Origin of the sequence: Nostoc sp. 'Peltigera membranacea cyanobiont' 232 (assembly GCF_002245985.1) — a bacterium.
Taxonomy (GTDB): Bacteria; Cyanobacteriota; Cyanobacteriia; order Cyanobacteriales; family Nostocaceae; genus Nostoc.
On the sequence record NZ_NOLK01000019.1, the window covers coordinates 1 to 23,812 of the forward strand.

Consider the following 23,812-nt stretch of genomic DNA (forward strand, 5'->3'; position numbering starts at 1 on the left):
GGGGTGCAGGGGTGCAGAGGGGAATTTCTAAATATCTGAACGCAATGCCTAAAATTTCTTCTTTCTCCCCTGCTCCTCCGCTCCTCTGCAATGCTGCTTAACTTAGTGCTATTCGGGTATGGGTTATTCCCTTCATCTTACACCCCTCAATGCAGTAACTTTTATCACTCTTTTTTCATAAATCTTCCTGATATACACCAACTTTATCTGTCAAAAGAAATATTGGTGCAAGTCAAATGAAATACCATGAGTGATATTAGTCTACTGATGGTGAGTGTGATAGCAACAGCGCCAATCTCCGCGCTCAATTTACCAGAACAGCCTGTAATTCCTACAGATAATCTGGTGCAGCAGTCAATGCCAGAAAATTTATCTGAAGTTGTCTCACCTGCTGAGATTACACCGCCTGAATTTGTGCAGCCAGATATAACTACCTCACCAGCAATCAAGCATAAGTACGAAAATATACTTAAAAAAAGTAGAGAGAAAATTCAATTCATAAGTTCCCCTAACTTACCTGAATTAAAAAAGATTCAGCCTGTAACAGAAGTTGCACAGAACCAGGAAAACATAGAAGAATTCTCTTTATCTCCTCAGTCTCCAGATTCAGACAACCCAATGTCTCAAGTCACTTCGGTGTCGCAACTTAAGGACGTGCAACCTTCCGACTGGGCTTTTGCTGCTTTGCAATCTCTAGGAGAACGCTATGGCTGCATTGCGGGATATCATGATGGGACTTATCTAGGAAACCGCAATATCAGCCGTTATGAATTTGCGGGTGGTTTAAACGCTTGCTTAGAGAAGATTAACGAAGCGATTGCAAATAATAAAATTAATACTGTTAAGAATGAAGATTTAGTCCTGCTACAAAGGTTACAGGGCGAATTCAAAGCAGAGTTGCTGCAATTACAGCAGCGTGTTGAGGCTGTAGAAGAACGAACTACTGAATTACAAGCCAATCGCTTTTCCACAACTACCAGATTATTTGGTCAAGCCATTTTTAGCGTCCAGGGAACCAATAGCCCCGATGTCGATTTGTTTCCTAGAGATGGAGTCCCTGAACGCCAGGGAAAAACCAATCTGACTTTCACAAGTAGCGCCCAACTAACCTTAGCAACTTCATTTACAGGGCGAGATTTACTCTTAACAGGGCTGTCTGCTGGTAATTTAGGTTCTAATGCCTCGTTGCTATCTACCAATATGGGGCGGTTGGGTTTCGAGTCAAATACAGACAACAATCTAGTTGTTAGTGAACTATCTTATCGATTTCTCGTCTCGGAACGCTTGGGAATTGTCGTCGGTACGGCGGGAGTGAACCCCATCAACACCTTTCGCGGTATTAGCCCTTTAGAAGGTTCTAGCGACGGCGCAATTTCTCTATTTGGTCAGCGTAACCCGATTTTAAGTATTGGCAATGGCACTAGTGGTATAGGCTTTGATTGGCAGATTAGCGATCGCATCAGTTTGCAAGGCGTTTATAGTGCAGAAATAGCCAATTATTCTGGCAACATCAACCAGGGCGGATTATTTGGCGGTAGATTTACTGCTGGCGCTCAGTTAAGTTTAGCACCCACCAACAACATCGATATCGGCGTACATTATCTTTATTCTCACTCCCCAGATGGCTTACTGGGAAGTGGTATTGGCGATTCTCAATTGATTTCGCCTTTTGCAGATGCTACAGCTTTCAATACCCAAGCCATTGGTGCTACCGTTGCTTGGCGAATTAATCCTAACTTGCAGTTAGGCGGTTGGGGTGGCTTTACTTCTTCCAAAGCATTAAACCTTCCTGGAAGTGTAGAAACTACAAATTGGATGGTGTTTGCAGCCTTTCCCAACTTGCTGCGTCCTGGAAATTTAGGAGGCGTTCTCGTCGGACAACCGCCCAAAATTACTTCGAGTACCTTACCAAATGGTTTCAATTTTCCCAACTTTTCTGATGGAGGAACAGCAGGCGGACGTAGTGACACATCAATTCACGTAGAACTTTTTTACCGCGCTCAATTAAGCGACAATATCGCCTTGACTCCAGGCTTATTCGTTATTTTCAATCCCGATCACAATGCGGCTAACGATGCATTAGTTGTTGGAGCATTAAGAGCAACCTTCCGGTTTTAATTTTGTACTGATGTAGATGTAATCAAATACGCTATTTTCATACTGGCTTATTCAGTATTAAATGCTTTTATTGCCCAATGAGAGCAAGAAAAACCCGTGCGTATTTTTTTTGATATGTGATTAAAGGAGCAAATTTTTCATGAAATTACATTCATCAACTAAATTAGGTTGTGTTGTTCTTAGCAGCAGCAGTTTAGCCGCAGTCATCATCGCTTCATCTGGAACAAGTGCTTTTGCTCAAATCACCATTCAAAGCACTGGTACATTATCAGGGACTATCCAACTTCCCAGTATTAATCCTAATTTCAATGGCAGCACGACTCGCGTTGATACAGACGACACGGGCACTTACTCGCGGAACTTAGGAACTAAAAACAATCCTAATTACGTTCCTGTATACAAGTCAGGCTATGTAAAAATAGAAACACGCAAGGATGGTAGTTTGCATTATTTTGTTGACTTTAAAGGCATTCCGATTATCTCCTTTAATGGCGTTCTGGCTTCGCCGATTCTCTCTGGCGGTGAGTTGACACCCTATAAATACCAGGGAAAATTAGCGGGAACCACATTTCAAGGAGTGGTTCAGGATGAATTTAATCTCACAAAAGCCTTATACACTGGTATTGTCACCGATCCAAACACTGGAAATCAGTATCAGGGTACTTTTGAAGTGAGTGGATATGGAGTCAGATATAGCGATCGCAATGGTGGTGCAACTCCCACAGTCTTTGATTTCAAATCGGATATCCCAGGTTCGCCAAAGGTGACATCTTTGGAAATGACTAACTCCCCCCTAGCAAGAATAACAATTAAAGTACCTGCAACTGCAACCCTCATAACTCCCACGCCAGTTGGTGGTAGTACGCCCACTCCCGCACCCGTAGTTACTGGTGGTAGTACGACTACTCCCCCGCCAGTAATTAGCGCTGGTAGTATGCCCACTCCCGCAGCCGTAGTTACTGGTAGTAGTACGCCCACTCCCGCGCCAGTAATTGCTGCTACTAACACACCTACTCCTGCACCCGTAGTTAGTGGTAGTAACACTACTCCTACACCTGTAGTTAGTGATGGTAGTGCGATCGCTTCCCCGACACCTACAACCTACACATCGGCCTCTAATTCTCCATCACTTTCCACTACACCTAATATGGAATTCAGTAACGGTAATTCCCTAGAGGTTAACCCTGCAACCCTTGTTCAAACTGCTTGTTCGCCGGATTCTACCAATAGCTGTACAATACCTGTTTCACCCAAACAAGCGATCGGCCCCCGTAGTCGAGTGCTACTGCATTAGTGATTTGAGAACTTCTTTTGCCCTCCTTAAAACAGGGGGCAAAATGAAATCAATATAATAGCCAAGACAGGCGCAACATAGTTCTTCGTGGCGTTTTTGTTGCTTAGGCTTCGTTTCGGTGGGAGATTTTACCCTGATGATTTTCTGGCTATACTAGGGATTTAAGCTGATTGATTGATAAATTTCATCCCCTAGCATGAAAGATACAAAAACTTTAAATTTCAGACATATATCAGTGTGCATTTCCTTTTAAGTGACACAAAAGCCTTGTCTGCTCTTAGAGTAAATAAATTTCCTTGGGGGTAAAAAATTTTATCAGTCAATCACTGATGTTAACACTATAGAGTGAATCTAAAACAATTAAACGTCTTCTGAGTTAGCACCTATGAAAGAAGAATTGATAGCCAGAGTTCTACAGGTTTTGCGAATTAATATGAGTTGGATGACTTGGAATTTATTTCTGGCTTTTATACCTTTGGCTTTAAGTGTGTGGTTATTTCGCATGAGGCGCGGTGGCACTTGGCTTTGGTGGCTAGGATTTTTAGTTTTCTATGCTTTCTTACCGAATGCACCTTATTTGTTGACTGATGTAATTCACTTGATAGATGATATCCGCACGATTCAATCGGTGTGGATGATTACTTTGGTACTAATTCCTGTGTATTTGCTAGTAATTCTAGGTGGATTTGAAGCTTATGTAATATCGTTAATTAATTGGGGTTACTACTTACATCGGATCGGTAAGAGCCAATGGATTTGGCGTGTTGAGTTGATTACACATTTTCTCTGCGCTGTTGGTGTTTATTGGGGACGATTTTTGCGTTTCAACAGTTGGGATTTTATTACTCAACCCGATGCTGTAATAACCAAAGGAGTAGAAGAAATTCTCGGTAAACAGCCCCTAGTAATTATTGCTATCAGCTTTGTGGTACTTGCCAGTTTGTACTGGATTATGAAACGAGTAACTTTAGGTCTTAGCCAATCAGATAGTAGAATCGGGATAAACTCAGGAAGCACAAAGTCTAACACGCCAAACATTTGATGTTCTTTCAAATTAGTCGATCGCGCATTACACGAGAAACTGCGATCGCAACCTTATTAAATGGTGGCACGGTTTACGCTGTTCCTCCAGAACAGGTTCCACATAGCACACCTGTTGTAGCAATTTACCGATATTGAACATTTTGATGGTGTTGTATAAAGTTGAATGTGCTATATACAACACCAACGATGATTACGATTCGCTCCTTTATCAGTCAATCTCTAATCGGTTTAGGTCTTTTGAGTGCAGCAGTTGTATTTACCCAGACTGCAATAGCAGAAACAATAACTGGGCAATTGGGGAATGTACGGGCAGAAATATCTTATGACAAGCCAGAAGAATATCAGTATAAAAATGTCAGGCTGAAAATTATTCGAGCGGATAAAACTATTTTGGATCGGAAGCTCCCACAAGAAGATGAATATGACAGACCTCTAGGAAATCTATCTGGAGAAGAAAATAACTTACCAGTGCAAGACTTAGACGGTAACAAAGAACCAGAAATAATTGCCGATTTCTTTACAGGTGGAGCGCACTGTTGTACTTATTCATTGATTTACCGCTACGACAGCAAATCCCAAAAGTATCTGAAAACTCGTCATGAATGGGGCAATGGTGGCTATCAACTCAAAGATTTAGATCGAGATGGACTGCCAGAGTTTGATAGCCGAGACGATCGCTTTGCTTATGCTTTTACAGCTTATGCTGATTCTGACTACCCCCTGCAAATTTGGCATTATCGCCAGGGTAAAATGATTGATGTGACTCGTGCTTATCCTAAATTAATTTCCAGTCACGCCTCAGAGCTATGGCAAAGTTATACAGAGGCACGGCAACAAGGCGATGATGGCAAGGGCTTTTTAGGTGCGTATTTAGCAGATAAATATCTGCTAGGCCAAGGACAAGATGGTTGGCAGCGAGTACAGCAAGCTTACAAAAAAAGCGACCGTACCAAATACTTCGCCGATTTACGTAAGTTTTTGCGCGAAACTGGCTACATTAAATAAAATTAATTTTTTGCGTCTTTTAATTCACGTCGGGCTGCTGCTAAAATTAGGCGTTGTTCAGCACGAGCGATCGCCTGATATGTTCGCTCGACTGCTTCCGGTTCCACGGAAATGGAAGTTATCCCCCATTCCACTAATTTATCGATAATTTCTGGATAGAGGGCTGGTGCTTGACCGCAGATTGAACAAGGTATACCGGCACTTTTAGCCATTTGGATCAGTTGAGCGATCGCACTCATAACTGCCGGATGACGTTCATTAAATACTTTTGCTAGCTCTCCTTGTTCTCGATCCACTCCGAGCAATAATTGGGTTAAGTCGTTTGTACCAATAGAAATTCCGGCTGCACCTGCTTTGACATATTCCGGTAGTAAGAACAGTACGCTTGGCACTTCTGCCATCATCCACAATTGAAATTCTGACACCTCAGTTAAAAGAGCTTGCTTAACTTTGCGATGGCAAAAGATAAATTCTTCCACAGTCCGCACAAAAGGCAACAGGAGATTCACGTTACTGTAGCCAGCTTGCTGTACGCTCGCTAAAGCTTGCAGTTCCAACTCAAATACTGCGGGATTTCGTAAATAGCTGAAAGTGCCGCGTTCGCCCAACATCGACTGGGGCGAAGATTCTAAACTATCACTCAATGATGGTAAATCTTGCGATCGCCAATCCAAAGAACGATAAAAAACTGGTCTTGGTGCAAAAGCATGAGCAAACTGCATAATCTGCTCAGACCAACGCTCTAATAATTCTGCTTTCCGACCGCCTAAAATCCAACTATTGGGATGTTGTCCGTCTAATATATTTAGTGCCATCAATTCTGACCGCAACAATCCCACCCCATCCACAGGGAAGCTTTGTACTTGTTCTATTAAACTGGGCTGGCTCAAGTTAACCAGTAGTTGGGTAGCAATCATGGGTAGATGAGAAGTAACAGGAAGATGGAGCGCTTTGGGGTTGGGGTGATTCGGAAAAAGAATATTGTCTGCTCTCAGTCTCCCACTTTCCTCCTCTCTACCTCTTTCCATCTCCTCCTTTGAGTTTCCTTTGATTCGATAAACTTCTCCTCTGTCACCATCAAGCAACAGTCGTTCGCCAGTTTGGATTAAGGTTGTGGCAGATTTTGCGTTTACTACTGCTGTGATACTTAATTCTCTGGCAAGAATAGCAGCATGGCTGGTTAATCCACCTTGTTCTGTGATAATACCAGCAACTTGGTGTAGTAATGGTAGCCAATCAGGAGCGATCGTTGGTACTACTAAAATCACTCCCTTGGGTAGTTGTTCGGGTTTCTGTTGCGAATTAGTAATAACTAGGGCAGTCGCTACAACACGTCCTCTTGCCGCCCCTAATCCCCTAATGAAGTGTCCGTGGGGAATTACAGATTGGGGAGAACTAACTTGTGTGATATAGAGCTTGCTAGATGTGGTTTGTTGAGCAATAGTCCATTTAATCGTAAAAGTTTTACCTAGTTCACTTACCAGTTGAGTTCCCAGAGCAATTATTTGTTGTAAGTATTCTTCTTGTAAAGCGTACTGTTTTTGCTGGGCTTCCTGAAGGACGTAGGTATTCAGACAAGTGCTATCTGGTGTTAGCACTGAGTTAGGCATGGGTTCCGAAAAAGCTCCAGGTACAGCATTATCCACACCATAAGCCAGCATTTTATTGCCCAACTGTTGCTCAAGCACAACCCCAGTTCCCTGTTGAATGTAGTACACATCTGGCTGGACTTCGCCTTGAGCGATCGCAATTCCTAATCCCCAAGTGGCTTCAATTTCCCATCCAGAGGAATTGGCTTTGAGCAAACCACTAGCGATCGCATTCTCAACAGGTTGCACCAAAACTGCTAAATTTACTTGTTGCAGGTTAATTCCTGCTCGTTGCCAATAGAGGAGGCTCCTGGCACGAAACATCTGGCTCCAGGTACGTTTTAATGCCCAAGCGATCGCTTCCGGTTCGCACTGACAAAATACCGACTCTAGTAAACCAGATACATTCTTTATCACTGGGGTAGCAGTTGCTACTGCCAAAGTCGGTCGAAGAATTAAACAGCTAGTTTGCCATTCCCTAGCTGCTTGGAAAATTGTACTCACCCACTGCTGCGGTACGGTCGCAGTGAGAATTTCTTGGCGTAAGCGACCAGCTACCTGCTGAAGTTGCCGCCAATTAGCGACATCTAGGTGTAACGAAGAATGGGGTAAGTCAGCCACTAGTGACTCTGAACTATTAAGATTTTCGAGAAATTGCCGCAAATTTTCTGCCGAAACAACAAAACCAGGCACCACCGGATAGCCACGCTGCATGATTCTGCTCAAGTAAAATGCTTTCTCGCCTACTTTGGTACGGTCTTGTAGTTTTATTTGGTCTAGCCAGTAGAGTTTATCCACTCAATTTGTTAGTTGTCTATTTGTAGGCACAGGCATTTCCTTCTGGTATGTTATCAGCCATAAATCCACTGACTCTCTACTAGTAGGAGTTTCCAGCATTTAGATTTAGGTTGAATTTGCTGACCTTATTTAGTGGTTAACTGTTAATTACACGATGTCTTGCTGTAATTCAACTCCTTTGTAAATCAAATATTTTCCTTCATTTCACCTCCATTGCCTGAAACAGGGGTTTAGTTGTTTGATTGAGTTGTAGATGGCGGTATTATATTTAATTATTGAGTGTATGGGTTAAATCTAGCAATTTAAGGTAGAATTTCATAGTTTATTGATTTTAAATAGTTTCTCAACTATTTAATCAAGTTAAAATTCACGTCATTTATGCAGATTGCAATCGTTGTCATAATTTGATCGCGAAAGCTTTATTTAGTTTTGATAGCAAAATATCTTATTGAAAGATAATCTCAACAATGGATATAAAATTATCTACTTCTCTACACCAGACTAAACATTGCCAAATACTTACTATCTAGAAAACAATGATTGGCTAAATATCAGCTTCAGACTATGCCTTGCATTGGTTATCGGGGCAATTATTGGCTTAGAACGCCAAATGAGTCACAAACCGGCAGGTTTAAGAACTCATACGCTGGTGAGTATGGGTTCTGCTGTGTTTACCTTAATAATTATGCAAACGGGAGAACTGCAAACTAGTCCTGATGCACTTAGCCGCGTCATTCAGGGGATTGCAGCCGGTGTAGGATTTCTCGGTGCTGGAGAAATTGTGCGCCAATCTTCTCAAGAATCACAGCGACTTGAAATTCATGGACTCACCTCAGCAGCAGCTATTTGGGTTTCGGCTGGATTAGGAATTGCTGCTGGCTGTGGTTTATGGCAGTTAGGATTGATTGCTGCTCTGCTGACTTTTTTGATTCTCAAGGTCTTTAAAAGGTTAGAAAAACATCAATAATCAAGGAATTTTTATGCCCGTGAGAACTTTTTGCGTAGCCGTCCCAATGGCAACTCTATAAAATGGTAAATCATATATGCCAATCCAACAGAAATTAATAGAGAAATTCCTGCTTGCATAAATTTATGCAATTGGGGTAAGTACATCTTCACTGTGAAAATCACAGTATAATGCACAAGGTACAAAGAGTAAGATAGTACACCCAAAAAACGCATCCAGTTTAAATTTAGCAAGGGAAATAATCCCCAGTCGGGAAAGCGAATAGCGGTAATAAAGATTGGATATAAAGCAATTCCCTGGATACTATAACGAAAGGTTTGTTGAAATTCATGGGAGCGATATAAAAATGAAAAAATAATCAAGATTACTCCTATCGGCAGCAATAAATAGTTCCATATTTTTTGAGAATAATACTGTTTATCCAGCATGGGGTTATTATTAACTGCCAATGCACAACCGAATAGAATACTATCTAATCGAGTATCTGTTGCATAGAATATCCGTTCTGAAGATGCTCCAAAACTATAAACCTGAAGACAGCGCCAGAGTAAGGTTGCTAAACATAATCCCCAAAGAACTAGCATTTGTCTGTGTGGAGTTATACGCAGTTTGCGTAGAGCTAGATAAAGTAGGGGGAAAAGTAAGTAAAAGTGTTCTTCGACAGCGAGAGACCAATATACCCCACTACCGGGAGTAGTTCCATTAGGAGAAAAAATTGTATAGTAGTTGTTATAGTGTAAACACTGAGACAAAAACGCTGGTAAACGAATTTCTCCCTGAATAAATCCTAAGACAGTTAAGGCAGCCCCTAAAAACAACACTAGGTAAAATGCGGGCCAAATACGCAGTATTCGTCTTGTATAAAAAAGCTTAAAATCAATAGTTTGATAGCGATCGTACTCTCGCCTAAGAATAGTTGTTATTAAATAGCCACTGAGAAAGAAAAATATTGTTACACCGAAGCCTCCAGGAAAAAGCTCGGCAACTTTTGCGTGGGATAAAAAGACAATTAAGAAAGCAACAGTTCTTAGCCCATCCAGAGATGGTATGTAGAATTTTGAGTGTGCATTTGCACCAGCCGCAATATCTGGATTACTTTCAGGGGAAGATGTTAAAGGTTTTTCCAAGAATCTTTACTCCTTGATGGTGCAACTAAATACAGGTGAATAATTTGTGAGATAAATAATCCAGTAAGTTATCTGACATACCGCACTTATACAGACATATTCTATTTTTTTGTAATTTTTATTATACAATACTCAAGACAAAATTGTGATATGGGAGAGACTAAAATGGAGTAAGAATACTTGTGGCAATACCACCCAAAAGTCGTTTTGTCAAAATATGAATTTTGCTCAAACGGCTATAACTCATTAAGTGCTAACGGAGATTAAAATTCCTTAGAAGCTTGTCACCCAACGAAAAACTATAGGTTTTCAACCAGAGGAGAATTATTAAGAGTAGCTCTTTTCAAGGTTGGCAAAAATGTTGGTTAATAAATTTTTTAACCTCTTATCTATGTTTTTCCTGCGTGTATATTAGTTAAATAAATTACTTTTAACCCGCAGAGGCGTAGAGTACACAGACATAAAAAGAGATTTTTGGAATCACCTTAGAAAAGACTTATTCTAAATCATTATAAATTTGGGATTATTTGTCCTGCTTTCACAAAAAGAATTTGGGAGGACTTCAACCACTGGGAATCAAAAGAACCCAAGTGAGTTGTAGTAATCAGGGTTTGAAAGCGGTCTTGAATAGCATCAAGTAATTGGTTTTGGCGGGATAAATCTAGTTCGGCAAGAACATCATCAAGTAATAACAGGGGTGGTTCTTGGACGATTTCTTCAATTAATTGTAATTCTGCTAATTTTAAGGCTAGAACCAGCGTTCGTTGTTGACCTTGGGAACCGTATTGACGAGCGGGTGTCTGGTTAATAGTTAACTCTACTTCGTCACGATGAGGGCCAACAAGAGTAGTGCCTTGGTGCAGTTCAGCAACGGTTCGCTGCTGAATTTTTGCTAAAAAAGCTTGCTGCACTTCTTCTAGATGGTTATTTTCTAAAGGAATATTAGGCATGTACTTAATTTGTAGAACTTCTGTACTGCCACTAATACTGGCGTGCCAAGCACTAGCAATGGGAGCTAATCTTTGGATGGCGCGATCGCGTCTTCTAATTACCCTAGTTCCTGTGGTAGCTAACTGTGCATCCCATACCGCTAATTCTGACTGTAAAGACGTTGCATTTAACGTCTCTACATGGCGTTTTAAAAAAGCATTTCGCTGACGTAGTACATGATTATACTGATGCAAAATGTGAGCATAAACTGGTTCTAGTTGAATTAAGAGTGTATCTAACCAATTGCGGCGACCTTCCGGGCCGCCGCGTACTAAGTCTAAATCCAAGCTGGAAAACTGTACTGCATTGAGAACGCCGAGAAAATCCATTTGACGGCGAATAGATTCACCATTGATAGCAACACTCCGGCGACCATTGCGCCGGAGTGTTAAAGTTAGGTCACTAATACCTGTTTGTCGCTCAAGGGTGGCATTAATTTGAGCTATGGCTTCCCCTTCTTGAACCAAATCGCGATCGCGGGTCATTCGGTGCGATCGCAATGTCGCCAGCAACTCCACCGCCTCCAACAAATTCGACTTTCCCTGAGCGTTATTACCTACCAAAATTGTTTTGGCAGCATTAAACTCAACCTTTTGGTCTTGGTAATTGCGAAATTGTCTGAGGTTTAGAGTTTTCAGGTACATGGTAGGGATTGAGGACTGGGGACTAGGGACTGGTTACTGGGGAATGGGGAATGGGTACTGGGGGGACAAGGAGAATAAGCAATACCCAATTCTCAATCCCCGATTTACACAGCCTTCTTGCCCATAATCCGCAAAAATATTTTCTCTGCTTCAATCCAGACAAACATTAAGGCACTGAAGCCAATACAGACCCCCAATTCTTGCATATTGAGATAGTGAGTACCAAAGAAATCTCGCAGGGGTGGGACGTAAACTAGCATCAACTGCAAAATCGTGGTGACGACCACAGCCGCTAGTACAAATATATTAGAGAAGGGATTCATCTCGATAGTCAGTCGGTTATTGGAGCGAATGGCGATCGCATGTCCCATTTGGGCAATACACAAGGTGGTAAATACCATCGTCTTCCAAGTCTCTGGATCTCCCTGATACCCAGCTGCATGAGTATGTTGATAAGCCCACCACATCAAGGCAATGCTGATAATTGCAAAGATGATGCCAATGCGAATCATGTAAGAACCTAATCCCCTAGCAAAAATACTTTCGCGGGGACTAAAAGGCGGACGTTGCATCACATCCGGTTCTGGAGGTTCCACAGCTAATGCCAAAGCTGGTAAACCGTCTGTCACCAAATTCATCCAGAGAATTTGTAAGGGGGTAAGGGGAACACCTCCCAAACCAATTAGGGGTGCGGCGGCAATTGTGAGAACTTCACCAATGTTACTTCCCAGGATGTATTTAATAAAACGGCGAATATTGGTGTAAACAACTCTACCTTCCTTGGTGGCGCTGACAATGGTGGCGAAGTTGTCATCAAGTAACACCATATCGCTGGCTTCCTTACTAACATCGGTGCCAGTAATGCCCATCGCAATCCCGATATCGGCTTGTTTGAGGGCTGGGGCATCGTTAACACCATCGCCCGTCATTGCGACAAATCGGCCCCGGCGTTGCAGTGCTTGGACAATTCGCAGTTTGTGTTCTGGGGAAACCCTAGCATAGATGCTCACCAAGTCAACGTTTTGCTCTAATTCCTGGTCACTCATCCGTTGCAATTCCTGACCTGTGAGAACGCGATCGCCTTCTTGGGCAATTCCCAAATTGGTAGCGATCGCTCGTGCTGTTAATTGGTGGTCGCCAGTAATCATCACTGGGCGAATCCCTGCTTCACGGCATTCTTGCACTGCTGCCCTGACTTCTGGGCGTGGTGCATCTAGCATTCCCACCAATCCCAGCCAGACTAAGCCTTGCTCAGATTCTTCACCTGAACCTTCCTGTGGGATTTCTGCAAGGGGTTTGTAGGCAAAACCTAGCACCCGCAAACCTTTACTCGCCATCAGGTCATTTTCTGCCAAAACTTGCTGGCGTTGTGCGTCGGTTACGGGGGCTGTGTCATTGCCCAAATGAATTTGAGTGGAACGTGCCAAGATTAACTCTGGAGAACCTTTGGTAAACATTAAATAAGGTTCCGATTGGAGAAAACCGGCGATCGCCGGATCGACACCTCTCGAAGATGCTTCACCTGTGGCGACTCCCTCCACCTGAGAAATCACGCTCATCCGCTTCCGTTCCGAGGAAAAAGGGAACTCCGCAACGCGAGGTAACTTACTATTCCACTGGTCTTTTTCGATTCCGGCTTTTCCCGCCAAGGTGACTAATGCCCCTTCTGTCGGATCTCCTAAAATTGCCCATTCACCTTGTTCTTTTTGCAATACGGAGTCATTACAAACAGCACAGGCGACTGATAGCGCTGGGATTTCTGGATATTCCTCTAGGGAGATTTTTTGACCATTTAACTGAAAGTCTCCTGTAGGAGCATAACCTTCGCCGGTGACGCGAAAGGTTTTGTCGTTAGTGAAAACCGATTGCACGACCATTTTATTTTGAGTCAGTGTGCCGGTTTTATCAGAACAGATGGTGGTTACAGAACCTAAAGTTTCTACTGCTGGCAATTTGCGAATCAAGGCATTTTGGCGCACCATTCGCTGGGTTCCCAATGCCAAGGTGACAGTAATTACAGCTGGTAAACCTTCTGGAACCACAGCAACCGCCATACTCAAGGAAACTTCCAAGAGTTCTTGGATGTTTTTAAAACCCCCGTCTTTGATGACACCACCAACGACAACGATCGCCACTAGAATTAAAGAACCCGTAACTAGGACGTTACCCAGTTGAGTCATTCGCTGCTGTAACGGCGTAGGTTCACTTTCCACGGCCTGCAACATGGCAGCAATTTTGCCTAATTCTGTTGTCATGCCGGTGTTAGTCACCAGAACTTTCGCCCGTCCTTGGACTACTTCAGTTCCTTGAAAGACAACATTAAGGCGATCGCCTAATGATGTTTCTTCCGGCAATTTTAGTGATGCCTGTTTATTCACCGCTTCGGCTTCACCAGTCAAAGCCGACTCACGCACTTGTAAATTAGACTGTTCGATCAAGCGTCCATCTGCGGCTATCTGCATCCCAGCTTCCAGCAGCATTACATCCCCTGGAACTAGCTCCTTGGCTGCTATCTCCACCAGTCTAGCGTCGCGCATGACTCGCACTAAGGGAGAAGTCATTTTTTTCAAGGCTGCCAAGGCTTTTTCGGCACGGCTTTCTTGGACATAGCCGAGTATGCCATTGAGGATGACAATTGCTAAGATAGCGATCGTATCTTTAAATGGCACTTCACCGGGCTTTAATCTGCCCTCGCGCAAAGCCATCAGGTCTAAAAACCCAGAAATTAAAGCCACGCCAATCAGCATCAACAACATAATGTTCTTGAACTGATCCAGCAAAATTTCCCAAGCACTACGGCCAGCAGTTTCTTCAAGTTCGTTGGGGCCGTATTTTTGTAATCTCTGTTCAATTTCTTGGGGTGTTAAGCCACTGTCTGCATTACTATCAAGCAGGTCTAGCGCTTTATCAACTTCTAAACTATGCCAAACGGCGGCACCTTCAGGCAGAGAATTAGCAGACATCGTGTAAGTCACAGGAAATGGTTACAAAATTCGATCATAATTTAGTGATGGCAAGAATTGCATCTTCTAAAGTTACATTAAGGCGATTGCCCAGTTGGATGAATGTATATGTAATTCTTAACATTTGTAAATTCCTCCTGTTTTGACATAGTATTATTTCTCACGAAAGAGTCGATCGGAACACATTTTACCGATAATTGTCAGTACCCCGCTCTAAAGGTGGCAATCAAGAACCACATTTAGATAGCTGACCCGCCTAAGTACTTTTTGTACTATGTTATTGGCAAGAGTTAAAGACCTACTTTGGGATGCGTGATGCCAGTCCCAAACTCTAGAACTAAATGGTTAAACATCTTTACGAGGGGTAAAGAAGTGCTGTTTGGATAGTACCGACCAATAACTTTGGCAAGGCTCACAATCCGGTCTTAGCAAGGCGCTCCCGACATATAGGGAAACGGGTAAATACTACTCCTCTGTTTACTCACCCCAATTAGGGGGAGCCACTGCTTGACTATGATTTTCCGCATCAAGCAATTGGTGTGACGGCGCTTAAAACCGCTTGAGTTATGTTTCCTCCCTACCCAAAGGTGAGGGTTTTTTATACTTACCCCAAGGTTTTATGAGTTTTGCACTCCCCACTTTGACCGTTAGCCAGATGTTTGGGCAAAGAACAATTCGACCGCTTACTGCTGCTACCTTGTGTGGCATTACTTTCATCAAAGATAGACTAATTGCCATTGACAGTATTAAAGGGCATCTACTGGAGATCGATCCCACTTCTGACAACAGCAAAATTCTTAATCCCCATCAAGTTAAAGAATTTACTGATGTCACTGGTATAGCGGTGTGGGAAGATACCCTCTGGGTGAGCCGAGAAAATAGTGTTTACTTGTGCAAGCTCAATGCTTTGGGTCTAGAACATTTTGTGACATTGCCTTATCAGGTTGATGGCGTTGCTGTTTGGGAAACAACAGTTTATGTCAGCTGCCAAAGGCTAGGCTACATTCTGATTTTTGACCGCGAAACGCGAAAAGAGATTACCAGATTTTATGCCCCAGGCGTTGGGATAGAGAATTTAGCTGTAACTCAGGAAATGCTATGGATTTGCGATCGCACCGAACAATCAGTTTACGCAATGGACAGGGCCACAGGAGAACTTCAATTTAGTGTCCTGACCCCCTTTGAATGTCCCACAGGCATTGCAATCCATAAAAATGGCGAAACAGGCAAAGAAAGTATTTACGTCGCTTACGCCACAGAGGAGCCTTATATTCGGGATAACCCCAATGCCGATCCGAGTCATGAGTTAACATTCCGCGATCGCACTTTTATTCATCCCCTGTATTATCATTACCAGCCAGATAAGCGTTACGCCCTCTCTAATGGCTATCTCATTGAAATGTCTTATGCTGAGGAAATTGCCCCCTTAGATGAGGTGTATTTACCTGATGTCGAATGGCGCATCGCTCTACCATCGGAAACTGAGCGTCAAAAAGTGAAACACGTTGAACCCATTGGTATACCCTTTACCGAAGAAGTGGTCGAAGGGCAACGCGTAGCAGTCTTTAAATTTGATTCTCTTGCTCCAGGCGAACGGCATATATTTGGCTGGAAAGCACTTGTGGAAGTTCGAGGAATTAAGTATCGCATCACACCGAGAGATGTAGAAGATATACCTGAACTTTCCCCAGAATTACAAACGCGCTACCTAGTAGATGACGACGATTTAGCAATGGATACTCCCATTGTTCGCCGTGCCGCTAGAGAAGCCATTGGTTCTGAAACCAATGTGCTGCGGAAAATGCATAGCATCCGCAATTATGTCTACGATCAGTTATCTTATGGTATTAAACCTTACATTGACACACCAGATATAGTTTTAGAACGGGGCGTTGGTTCCTGTGGCGAATATGTAGGCGTTTTACTTGCCCTATCCCGTTTAAATGGCATCCCTTGCCGCACCGTAGGCAGGTACAAATGTCCTCCCCATAGTGACTTAGTAGGAGTACCGCTACAACCCGACTTTAATCATGTTTGGCTAGAATTCTACGTCCCGAATATTGGCTGGTTGCCAATGGAATCAAATCCTGACGATGTGGGTGAAGGTGGCCCTTATCCGACGCGCTTTTTTATGGGCTTATGCTGGTATCACATTGAAATTGGCAAAGGCATCACTTTTGAAACCGTCACAAGCAAAGGTTCGCGGCTAACCAAAGAAGATATCCCCATCGGTGATTTGGCGATAAATCATATTCGATTCACAATTCTTAAAGAATTGCCACCCTTTTGAATTAGGGTATTGGGAAAAGAACCCTGAAAACGTAGGGTGTGTTACGCCGTAGGCTAACGCACCTTAAGACTCTCTGCTTAACCACAATTTTCGTCTACTTCTGAACTCTTGTTCTGATTCAAGTATTCTTCAAACAATTCAAAAAATTTCTGTAGTGCCTCAGGCTCATCTACAGAATAGAAAAGAATTATCTTAGCCCATGACTGACCTGACTTAATTCCATATTTGTCTTCAATCCATGATTGAAACCCCTCAAATTCCCTTTATGGCTCAGTTGGAGGTACGCCAACTTCTCTTCGAGCCAGACTGGTTCCTCGCAAAAGCATATCAAGTCTAGTAATTGAACTAGTTCCTAAGAACATACCTGGTCTTTTCTTTATGGCCTTTAGAATCTCGTTGTAAATATCAAATTGACGAAGCTTTGAATTATCTTTAGTAGGGCTAGATTTTTCTTCACTTTCTTGAATCTTGGAATCATCTTTGTGTTTTAGAAACTGCTCATATTCTTCAAAAAAACTATAGAAAGCATTTCTCTCACTACTACAAACGAACAAAATTATCCCAGCCCATGATTGTGAAACATTAGTTTTTTCTCTTTCTTGTATCCACTCTTGAAAACCTTCAAGTCCAGAACCTTCTCTATCCAATCCTAGATCAGTTCGAGCACCTAAATACCCATTTAAGAACGAATGAAGACGAGTAATTGATGGCTTATCTATGTAGATGACCGGATTTTCTTTTATTTCTTGGAAAAGTCTAGATAGATTATTCATATTTATTACCTACATTTGAATTTAAAACAAGTATCCTAATTTAAAAAAAATGTCTCCTTGATATTAATTACCATGATATCTTAGGTTATCCACTCACTGCTGCCTTTGAAGTAATTAAACCTTGCCAGTCAGATTTATTTAGTAATTGAATAGCCACATTCCGCTTTTATTGAGGTCAATCTTTCCTATCACGAGAGGGTGAATTATCTGGCAGTGGATCGGCACGAACCACATCGCTAATCCATCCATTCTCAATATTATTGTTAGAATAATTTGCATAATCATCCCATGTCATGGTGTCGCCAGTTGAGGATTCATAAACGACTCCACGAGTTTTATTATTACCATCTCCATCATTTAATTTAATCCAAAATACATAATCACCAGACGGAGGCTCGCTACCACCAAAATAACGACCTGGATATTGATTAGCTAAACTTATAATTGCCCCTGGTGCAGGCCGCCAACTTCGATAATGATTAGTTACAAATTTGTCGGGATAACCAGACCTCCTGTAATGAACTGTTTCGTGAAATTTATAATTATAAAGAACTGAAGATTGACCTTGTGGGCCACAAACCAAATTAAGTGGGTAAAAAGAACAATATTTTTCCTTAGCTTGATTTTGAGCCTGCTTCCAAATATAAAAAGTAGCAATAGCAGGTAAGCGCATATCCTCAATAACTGTAGTCCTAGCAACAGCTTCCACAGATGAAGTAGTAGCTCCTGTACCTGTAGTTGTGCTAATCTCTGTTGTTCTGGCAGCCTCCGCAGTATGAGAGAATAAAGCCGAACCACATTCAGGTTTAACAGCACAAGCGTCTAGATATGACAGCAATGCAAATGCAGGTTGAGGTAAAATAACTTTAAATATTAAAAGTAAAATAAAAGTCCGAATTCCAATTGATTTGTAAACAGATTTCTTTATCGTTAATCGCATTAGTCTTAACTCCTGAGATACCAAGATAAAATAGGTGAACTTTACATCTAGTTTGTCTGATATAGGACTAGTATTTGAGAGAGCATTTATAAAGTAAACCTTAAATTGTAGGGTGTGTTAAAGCAGCGCGTAACGCACCTGAAAATATGGTGCGTTACGGCTGAATTAGACTTTCTCAAACCCTCAAATTCTTACACAGCCGTAACACACCCTACTTCATATTTACTTTATAAATAGGCTCTGATTTCTGAAAAGATACGTAGGGTGTGTTAGCGACAGCATAACGCACGATCGTCAAGGGTTTGGTGCGTTACGAACTGCGTTCTAACACACCCTACAATACCTAGTTTTGTTCAAAAATCAAATATGATTCCTATAAGAGTTGAGAACAATGTCAGTAAAAGTACGATGATTTAGCAGTTATTTTTTATATTAAACCAATTTCAATAGGTAAAGCAATTAGCTATTAACTCTTAAACTTGGCAATGGATATGATTGAGTTTGCTTAACATCGGCAAATTCACAGATTGAGTTAAATGGGCAAAAACGGCAGTGAGAACCAGGATTTGGAGGAAATATTTTACTAAAATTGCTCGTTTCTTCCTGATATTTATGCAAATCGTGCTGATGCTTGTGGGCAATATTAGCTAATTCAAATTTCAAGGATTCTAATTCACTATTATTGATGCTAATTAACTCAGACTTCTTACATATTTCTAAATTATAAAATGATGCCACAGCTTCTCTTCCGGGGTAAAGATAACGAGCAGCTACCAAATAAACTAATGCCTGTCGTTTGTCAAAAGCTGACTTACCAGTTTTAAAATCTAAAATATGTAAAGTGCTATCAGACTCAATAAAAACGCAGTCCATAGCCGCGTATAAGCGAAAGCAATAATCTTCTTGTTCAACTACTATCGGTTTAGGAAAACCTTCATCACCCGGAGTTAATTGGATAATATCTTTATCCAAAAGCAACGGCGCATCGTGATACTTTTTCAAAATTTGCAGCACGCGTTGCTGGACTTGATCGCTTGAGTTAGCTAGTTTCAGTAGCTGTGCAACTCTTTCTACACCATCTGCTTGCTTTAACAGATGCCTGTGATGATGAAACTCATAAACGCCTTTTTGGGCGAGTATGCCAATCCTCTGGGGTGCAGTAGCTTGTGATAACAGCGCCTTAACTTTTGGTTCGTGTTGCCGTGCTTTGATAAACCCCCGTCTCATCTGGCAATGCCAGCGTTCTTGCCCAGTTGCTGGGGCAACTAGAGACCAAAGGTGATAACTGGCAAAAGGTCGATCGGGGGTTGACATTGCTCAGAAACAGTGAGAGAAGATACGGTGGGGAGAAGTTTAAGCTAAGGCTTTCTTAGAAAAGAACTTCGAGTGATAATTGCTGCTACACACGCTTTGCAGGAAGCTTTTATAGTACTGATTATGTACGCAGGAGCAAGTGGCAAAAATGTCCAGCAAGATAGAATTTGGCACCGATGGATGGCGAGGGATTATTGCCGATGACTTTACTTTTCCTAATGTACGAAAAGTAACAAGAGCAATCGCCACTTACTTGGAAACAGCTTACAAAAAAGATAGACCAGTACTTGTTGCCTACGATACTCGCTTTTTAGCTGACCAGTTTGCCCAAACGGCGGCCCAAGTCCTGGTAGACTTGGGTTGGACTGTGAAAATTACCGCTCGGGATTGCCCCACACCAGTAATTGCCTACAACGCCCGTCACCTAAATTCCGCAGGGGCGTTGATGTTTACTGCTAGCCATAATCCAGCACACTACTGTGGAATTAAATATATACCCGATTATGCTGGGCCTGCCACTCCAGAGATTACTGATACTATTGTGGCAAATCTAGAAAGTGCATCGGATGAGTTCCCTGGGAGCAAATCATCAGGTTCCATTTCAATTTTCGATCCCAAACCTGATTACCTGCAATTTATCTATACTCTACTTGATATAGAAAGAATCAAAAGCGCTAATTTAAAGGTAAAGTATGATGCGCTATATTCTACCTCTCGCGGCTATTTAGATGAAGTTTTACAACATAGTGGCGTTCAGCTAGAAAGTTTTCACGATTGGAGGGATGTTTTATTTGGGGGTGGAATGCCAGAACCCAAAGGAGAACAATTAGTTGAGTTAGTGAAAGCAGTAGTTCGCGATCGCGCTGATTTGGGTTTAGCCACAGATGGAGATAGCGATCGCTTTGGTATCGTCGATGAACAAGGAACTGTCCTTACTCCTAATACTGTGCTGCTAGTTTTAGCACGTCATTTAATCAAAAATAAAGGCAAAACTGGCGCGATCGTTCGTACTGTCGCTACAACTCACCTGCTGGATAATTTCGCTGCTAAAAATGGGCTGCAAATTTACGAAACACCAGTTGGTTTTAAATACATCGGCGAAAAAATGCGCGAAACTGCTGTATTAATTGGTGGGGAAGAATCAGGTGGTTTGAGTATTATCGGGCATATTCCCGAAAAAGACGGGGTTTTAGCCGATATGTTAGTAGCAGAAGCGATCGCTTATGAAGGCAAACCACTAAGTCAAATGGTAGCAGAAGCGATCGCAGAAGCCGATGGCCCACTTTACAACAACCGCCTAGACTTGCACCTCACAGGGGCGCACAAAACCGCCGTCATTGACTCCTTTACTAAAAATCCTCCTACAGAGGTAGCAGGAATTCAAGTCAAGGAAGTGGGACGTAAAGATGGTATTAAGCTGTATTTGGAAGAAGGTAGCTGGGTTTTACTGCGTCCTTCCGGTACAGAACCACTGGTGCGCGTCTATCTCGAAACCAACACTCCCGAAAAACTCACCAAAATTGCCCAAGAGTTAGAGAGTCTCATTGCTCAATTAGAAGCATAAAAAAAAGGAGTTAGGAGTTAAGAGTTGTAAATTAACAATTCTTAACTTTTAACTCCTATTAACAGTTATGAGTTCTAAATTAATAACTCCTAACTTCTCACTTCCCACTTCAATAAAAATATGAAAACTCTCGCTCCTTTTTTTACATCTCTAGTTGTAGCGGTTTGGGTAATTGCGATCGCAATTATTTCAGTCCAAAATGCCACACCCGTATCGTTAAAATTCTTAACCTTCCAATCGATTCAAATACCAATGGGTTTAGTTCTGGCTTTTAGTGCCGTTGTCGGGTTAATTAGCATGGCACTGCTGCAACCTCTCTGGGGGCTTGCTGGTATTGGCCAGGGTAATTCTCGATTAGAAGAGGATGCCGAATTTTTTGTTGATGATGAAGATTTTTGAGGTTTGAAAAGTCCCCCTTAAAAAGGGGGATTTAGGGGGATCGAGATATGTGCAACTTCACATTAAATTGGTATTAAGGATTGAAATAACTGAAGGCTTCTGAGAGGTAATCAGCAGCAGATGCCACAACTGCGATCGCACTTTCATAATCTAGGCGTGTTGGCCCCAAAACTCCCACACTTCCTACTGCTATTGAACCTCGGCGATAGGTGGAAGAAATCAAAGTACAGGTGCGGATGGGTTCTAAGGGATTTTCTGCGCCAATACGAACCGTTACCCTTGATTTCCCCGCATCCTCTGGTTCTGGTTCCTCAAATATTAATCGCCATAGTTGGTCTTGTTCTTCTTCCAGCAGGTGGATAATTGTTTGTACCTGCTGTAACTGGGAAAATTCCGGCTGGCGCAAAACTTCTGATACACCCCGAACCATAATTTGGGTTGCAGTCGGCGCAAGAGTGCGACGAGTCAATTCCGCAACTGAATTTTTCAAGAATTCCCCGTAGCGTTGGAATTCTTGATCTAGTTCACTCCAATTGAGGTTGGCTAATTCCAACAGACTTCGCCCCCGTAAATGGGTATTCAAAAAGTTAGAAACAATCTGTAACTCGCGATCGATTACCTCTGAATCCCGTTGTGTTTCTTCTGATATTGGCGACAAATCCATCAATTTGGAATGCGTCTCATAACCATCGGTAACAACAATTAACATAATCCGCCCAGCTTCAACTTGCACTAATTGCAGATGTCGCAATAGCGCTGTTGTAGTTTGCGGCATCGTAATCAAGCTAATGCAACCACTCAAGGTTGCTAAAATTTGTGCGGCTCCTTGCAGTAGGGTTTCTAAACTCCGATCTTCCCACTGGAGGCGCTTTTGCAATGCCACCTCTACTTCTCGTCCTAAAGTTTCTGTACCACTTCCCTGCGGGACGCTGCGCGAACGTGGAAGCAAGCTATGGGTAGCGTCTCTCAGAGAAGGTGTAATTAACTGGTCAACATAAATGCGATACCCTGAATCTGAAGGCACTCGTCCGGCAGAAGCATGTGGTTGGTAGAGTAATCCAGACTTTTCTAAAACTCCCATTACATTGCGAATTGTGGCTGAACTTACACCCAGATCGTACTCTTCGACCAAAGCCTTTGAACCAACAGGTTCTGCTGTAGCAATGTAGTGACGTACTGTTGCCCAAAGTATATTCTGTTGTCGATTTGTTAACTGGACTTCCATAGGATATGTTTTGCTAGAGGCAAATTTTAATCAAAGTCTGGAAAAATTTCTGGATTTGACCGAAAAAAAAGAATATTAATAATTTATTAAGATAACAAATTATAGAATTATATTGTGATAATTAATTTTAAGGTTCCCGTACAACACTTTTTAAAATTGCACTCTAAATAGAATTTAGGCTTTTGCAGCCAAAGCTGAAAATTTGGATTTATAACATCCTTCATCAGCTTATTTTTGCATTATTCTACACTGATAAAAGTATTATGGGATACGTATTTTTGCGGCGATCGCAGCGAAGATTTGGGTCGAAAAGTTCCGTAAGTATATAGCAAGTTGAGAAACTTGCTAACTTGATATAGTGATGTTTTTACAATCACAAAAGCCAGATGGAATTAATTTCCATTCCATCTGAGTAATGCACCTAAACACAAGCTAATACTGGGGAATTGAATGGTCTACTAAGATGGAGTAAGCGTCAATACCGCCAGAAATATTTTGCACATTTGTAAAACCTTGAGCAATTAGCCATTGGCACATCTGGGCAGAGCGAATACCGTGGTGGCATAATACAAGGGTTTCAGCTTGGGGATTGAAGAGGGTAGGTACTTCATCTCCCCATTCGGCAAATTTACTTAAAGGTAGGTTGACAAAGCCCTCAATGCTAGCGATCGCCAATTCTTCTGGTTCTCGCACATCCACTAGCTGTATACTTCCATCACCAGAGGAAAGACGTTTTGCCAGTTCTTCTACACTAATCTGGTTCATGGG

At 42.1% G+C, this 23,812-nt stretch carries 18 protein-coding genes; 9 read left to right on the forward strand and 9 right to left on the reverse strand.

Annotation, left to right across the window (positions count from 1 at the left end; translation table 11 throughout):
* The first annotated feature begins 246 nt into the window (after positions 1-246).
* The 5 genes from CDG79_RS08865 to CDG79_RS08880 all read left to right on the forward strand — a co-directional run bounded on the left by CDG79_RS08865 (position 247) and on the right by CDG79_RS08880 (position 5,461).
* Complete coding sequence (locus CDG79_RS08865; protein ID WP_094341807.1) at positions 247-2,118, forward strand: iron uptake porin; 1,872 nt, start codon at positions 247-249, stop codon at positions 2,116-2,118.
* 139 nt (positions 2,119-2,257) lie between these two features.
* A complete protein-coding gene (locus CDG79_RS08870) occupies positions 2,258-3,412 on the forward strand; it encodes a hypothetical protein (RefSeq protein ID WP_094341808.1) in 1,155 nt (384 codons plus the stop codon).
* 385 nt (positions 3,413-3,797) lie between these two features.
* Positions 3,798-4,454 (forward strand): DUF1361 domain-containing protein, encoded by a 657-nt coding sequence (locus CDG79_RS08875; RefSeq protein ID WP_094341809.1) that lies wholly within the window; start codon positions 3,798-3,800, stop codon positions 4,452-4,454.
* Positions 4,454-4,591: a hypothetical protein gene (locus CDG79_RS42190; RefSeq protein WP_189524932.1), complete on the forward strand. Its 138-nt coding sequence runs from the start codon at positions 4,454-4,456 to the stop codon at positions 4,589-4,591. Before CDG79_RS08875 ends, CDG79_RS42190 begins: the two co-directional genes overlap by 1 nt.
* A gap of 51 nt (positions 4,592-4,642) precedes the next feature.
* A complete protein-coding gene (locus tag CDG79_RS08880; protein WP_094341810.1) occupies positions 4,643-5,461 on the forward strand; it encodes a hypothetical protein in 819 nt (272 codons plus the stop codon).
* A gap of 2 nt (positions 5,462-5,463) precedes the next feature.
* Here the strand turns inward: CDG79_RS08880 and CDG79_RS08885 are convergent, their stop codons facing one another.
* Entirely contained in the window at positions 5,464-7,848 is a 2,385-nt protein-coding gene (locus CDG79_RS08885) for a putative PEP-binding protein (RefSeq protein WP_094341811.1), read from the reverse strand.
* A gap of 508 nt (positions 7,849-8,356) precedes the next feature.
* Here CDG79_RS08885 and CDG79_RS08890 point away from each other — a divergent pair.
* Complete coding sequence (locus CDG79_RS08890; RefSeq protein ID WP_094331357.1) at positions 8,357-8,815, forward strand: MgtC/SapB family protein; 459 nt, start codon at positions 8,357-8,359, stop codon at positions 8,813-8,815.
* Between the two features lie 11 nt (positions 8,816-8,826).
* Here the strand turns inward: CDG79_RS08890 and CDG79_RS08895 are convergent, their stop codons facing one another.
* From CDG79_RS08895 to CDG79_RS08905, 3 genes are all read right to left on the reverse strand, one after another.
* The gene (locus tag CDG79_RS08895; protein ID WP_094341812.1) at positions 8,827-9,942 is read right to left on the reverse strand and encodes an acyltransferase family protein; all 1,116 of its coding nucleotides are present in this window, start codon (positions 9,940-9,942) and stop codon (positions 8,827-8,829) included.
* Between the two features lie 509 nt (positions 9,943-10,451).
* Entirely contained in the window at positions 10,452-11,576 is a 1,125-nt protein-coding gene (gene recF / locus CDG79_RS08900; RefSeq protein ID WP_094341813.1) for a DNA replication/repair protein RecF, read from the reverse strand.
* 104 nt (positions 11,577-11,680) lie between these two features.
* Positions 11,681-14,539, reverse strand: coding sequence for a cation-translocating P-type ATPase (locus CDG79_RS08905; RefSeq protein ID WP_094341814.1), 2,859 nt, complete (start codon positions 14,537-14,539; stop codon positions 11,681-11,683).
* Between the two features lie 619 nt (positions 14,540-15,158).
* On the opposite strand from CDG79_RS08905, the gene CDG79_RS08910 reads away from it, so the two are divergent.
* Complete coding sequence (locus tag CDG79_RS08910; protein ID WP_094341815.1) at positions 15,159-16,829, forward strand: transglutaminase domain-containing protein; 1,671 nt, start codon at positions 15,159-15,161, stop codon at positions 16,827-16,829.
* 263 nt (positions 16,830-17,092) lie between these two features.
* Here CDG79_RS08910 and CDG79_RS08915 read toward each other — a convergent pair whose 3' ends face one another.
* From CDG79_RS08915 to CDG79_RS08925, 3 genes are all read right to left on the reverse strand, one after another.
* A complete protein-coding gene (locus CDG79_RS08915) occupies positions 17,093-17,602 on the reverse strand; it encodes a hypothetical protein (protein ID WP_223278066.1) in 510 nt (169 codons plus the stop codon).
* A 175-nt stretch (positions 17,603-17,777) separates the two neighbouring features.
* The gene (locus CDG79_RS08920; protein WP_094341816.1) at positions 17,778-18,542 is read right to left on the reverse strand and encodes a hypothetical protein; all 765 of its coding nucleotides are present in this window, start codon (positions 18,540-18,542) and stop codon (positions 17,778-17,780) included.
* A gap of 459 nt (positions 18,543-19,001) precedes the next feature.
* Complete coding sequence (locus tag CDG79_RS08925; RefSeq protein WP_094341817.1) at positions 19,002-19,856, reverse strand: PD-(D/E)XK nuclease family protein; 855 nt, start codon at positions 19,854-19,856, stop codon at positions 19,002-19,004.
* Positions 19,857-20,004: 148 nt separating this feature from the next.
* On the opposite strand from CDG79_RS08925, the gene CDG79_RS08930 reads away from it, so the two are divergent.
* Positions 20,005-21,420 carry a phosphoglucomutase/phosphomannomutase family protein gene (locus CDG79_RS08930; RefSeq protein WP_094341818.1) on the forward strand — a complete coding sequence of 472 codons (1,416 nt, stop codon included), beginning with the start codon at positions 20,005-20,007 and terminating at the stop codon, positions 21,418-21,420.
* A gap of 120 nt (positions 21,421-21,540) precedes the next feature.
* Entirely contained in the window at positions 21,541-21,819 is a 279-nt protein-coding gene (locus tag CDG79_RS08935; RefSeq protein WP_094341819.1) for a LapA family protein, read from the forward strand.
* 73 nt (positions 21,820-21,892) lie between these two features.
* Here the strand turns inward: CDG79_RS08935 and hrcA are convergent, their stop codons facing one another.
* Positions 21,893-23,044: a heat-inducible transcriptional repressor HrcA gene (gene hrcA, locus CDG79_RS08940; protein WP_094341820.1), complete on the reverse strand. Its 1,152-nt coding sequence runs from the start codon at positions 23,042-23,044 to the stop codon at positions 21,893-21,895.
* A 432-nt stretch (positions 23,045-23,476) separates the two neighbouring features.
* Positions 23,477-23,809 (reverse strand): rhodanese-like domain-containing protein, encoded by a 333-nt coding sequence (locus tag CDG79_RS08945; protein WP_094331388.1) that lies wholly within the window; start codon positions 23,807-23,809, stop codon positions 23,477-23,479.
* Between the last annotated feature and the right edge of the window lie 3 nt (positions 23,810-23,812).

Excerpts from the sequence above, each read along its gene's own strand:
- CDG79_RS08865 (WP_094341807.1), top strand. The coding sequence starts at position 247 with ATGAGTGATATTAGTCTACTGATGGTGAGTGTGATAGCAACAGCGCCA.
- CDG79_RS08870 (WP_094341808.1), top strand. The coding sequence starts at position 2,258 with ATGAAATTACATTCATCAACTAAATTAGGTTGTGTTGTTCTTAGCAGC.
- CDG79_RS08875 (WP_094341809.1), top strand. The coding sequence starts at position 3,798 with ATGAAAGAAGAATTGATAGCCAGAGTTCTACAGGTTTTGCGAATTAAT.
- CDG79_RS42190 (WP_189524932.1), top strand. The coding sequence starts at position 4,454 with ATGTTCTTTCAAATTAGTCGATCGCGCATTACACGAGAAACTGCGATC.
- CDG79_RS08880 (WP_094341810.1), top strand. The coding sequence starts at position 4,643 with ATGATTACGATTCGCTCCTTTATCAGTCAATCTCTAATCGGTTTAGGT.
- recF (WP_094341813.1), bottom strand. The coding sequence starts at position 11,576 with ATGTACCTGAAAACTCTAAACCTCAGACAATTTCGCAATTACCAAGAC.
- CDG79_RS08905 (WP_094341814.1), bottom strand. The coding sequence starts at position 14,539 with ATGTCTGCTAATTCTCTGCCTGAAGGTGCCGCCGTTTGGCATAGTTTA.
- CDG79_RS08910 (WP_094341815.1), top strand. The coding sequence starts at position 15,159 with ATGAGTTTTGCACTCCCCACTTTGACCGTTAGCCAGATGTTTGGGCAA.
- CDG79_RS08915 (WP_223278066.1), bottom strand. The coding sequence starts at position 17,602 with ATGAATAATCTATCTAGACTTTTCCAAGAAATAAAAGAAAATCCGGTC.
- CDG79_RS08920 (WP_094341816.1), bottom strand. The coding sequence starts at position 18,542 with ATGCGATTAACGATAAAGAAATCTGTTTACAAATCAATTGGAATTCGG.
- CDG79_RS08925 (WP_094341817.1), bottom strand. The coding sequence starts at position 19,856 with ATGTCAACCCCCGATCGACCTTTTGCCAGTTATCACCTTTGGTCTCTA.
- CDG79_RS08930 (WP_094341818.1), top strand. The coding sequence starts at position 20,005 with ATGTCCAGCAAGATAGAATTTGGCACCGATGGATGGCGAGGGATTATT.
- CDG79_RS08935 (WP_094341819.1), top strand. The coding sequence starts at position 21,541 with ATGAAAACTCTCGCTCCTTTTTTTACATCTCTAGTTGTAGCGGTTTGG.
- hrcA (WP_094341820.1), bottom strand. The coding sequence starts at position 23,044 with ATGGAAGTCCAGTTAACAAATCGACAACAGAATATACTTTGGGCAACA.
- CDG79_RS08945 (WP_094331388.1), bottom strand. The coding sequence starts at position 23,809 with ATGAACCAGATTAGTGTAGAAGAACTGGCAAAACGTCTTTCCTCTGGT.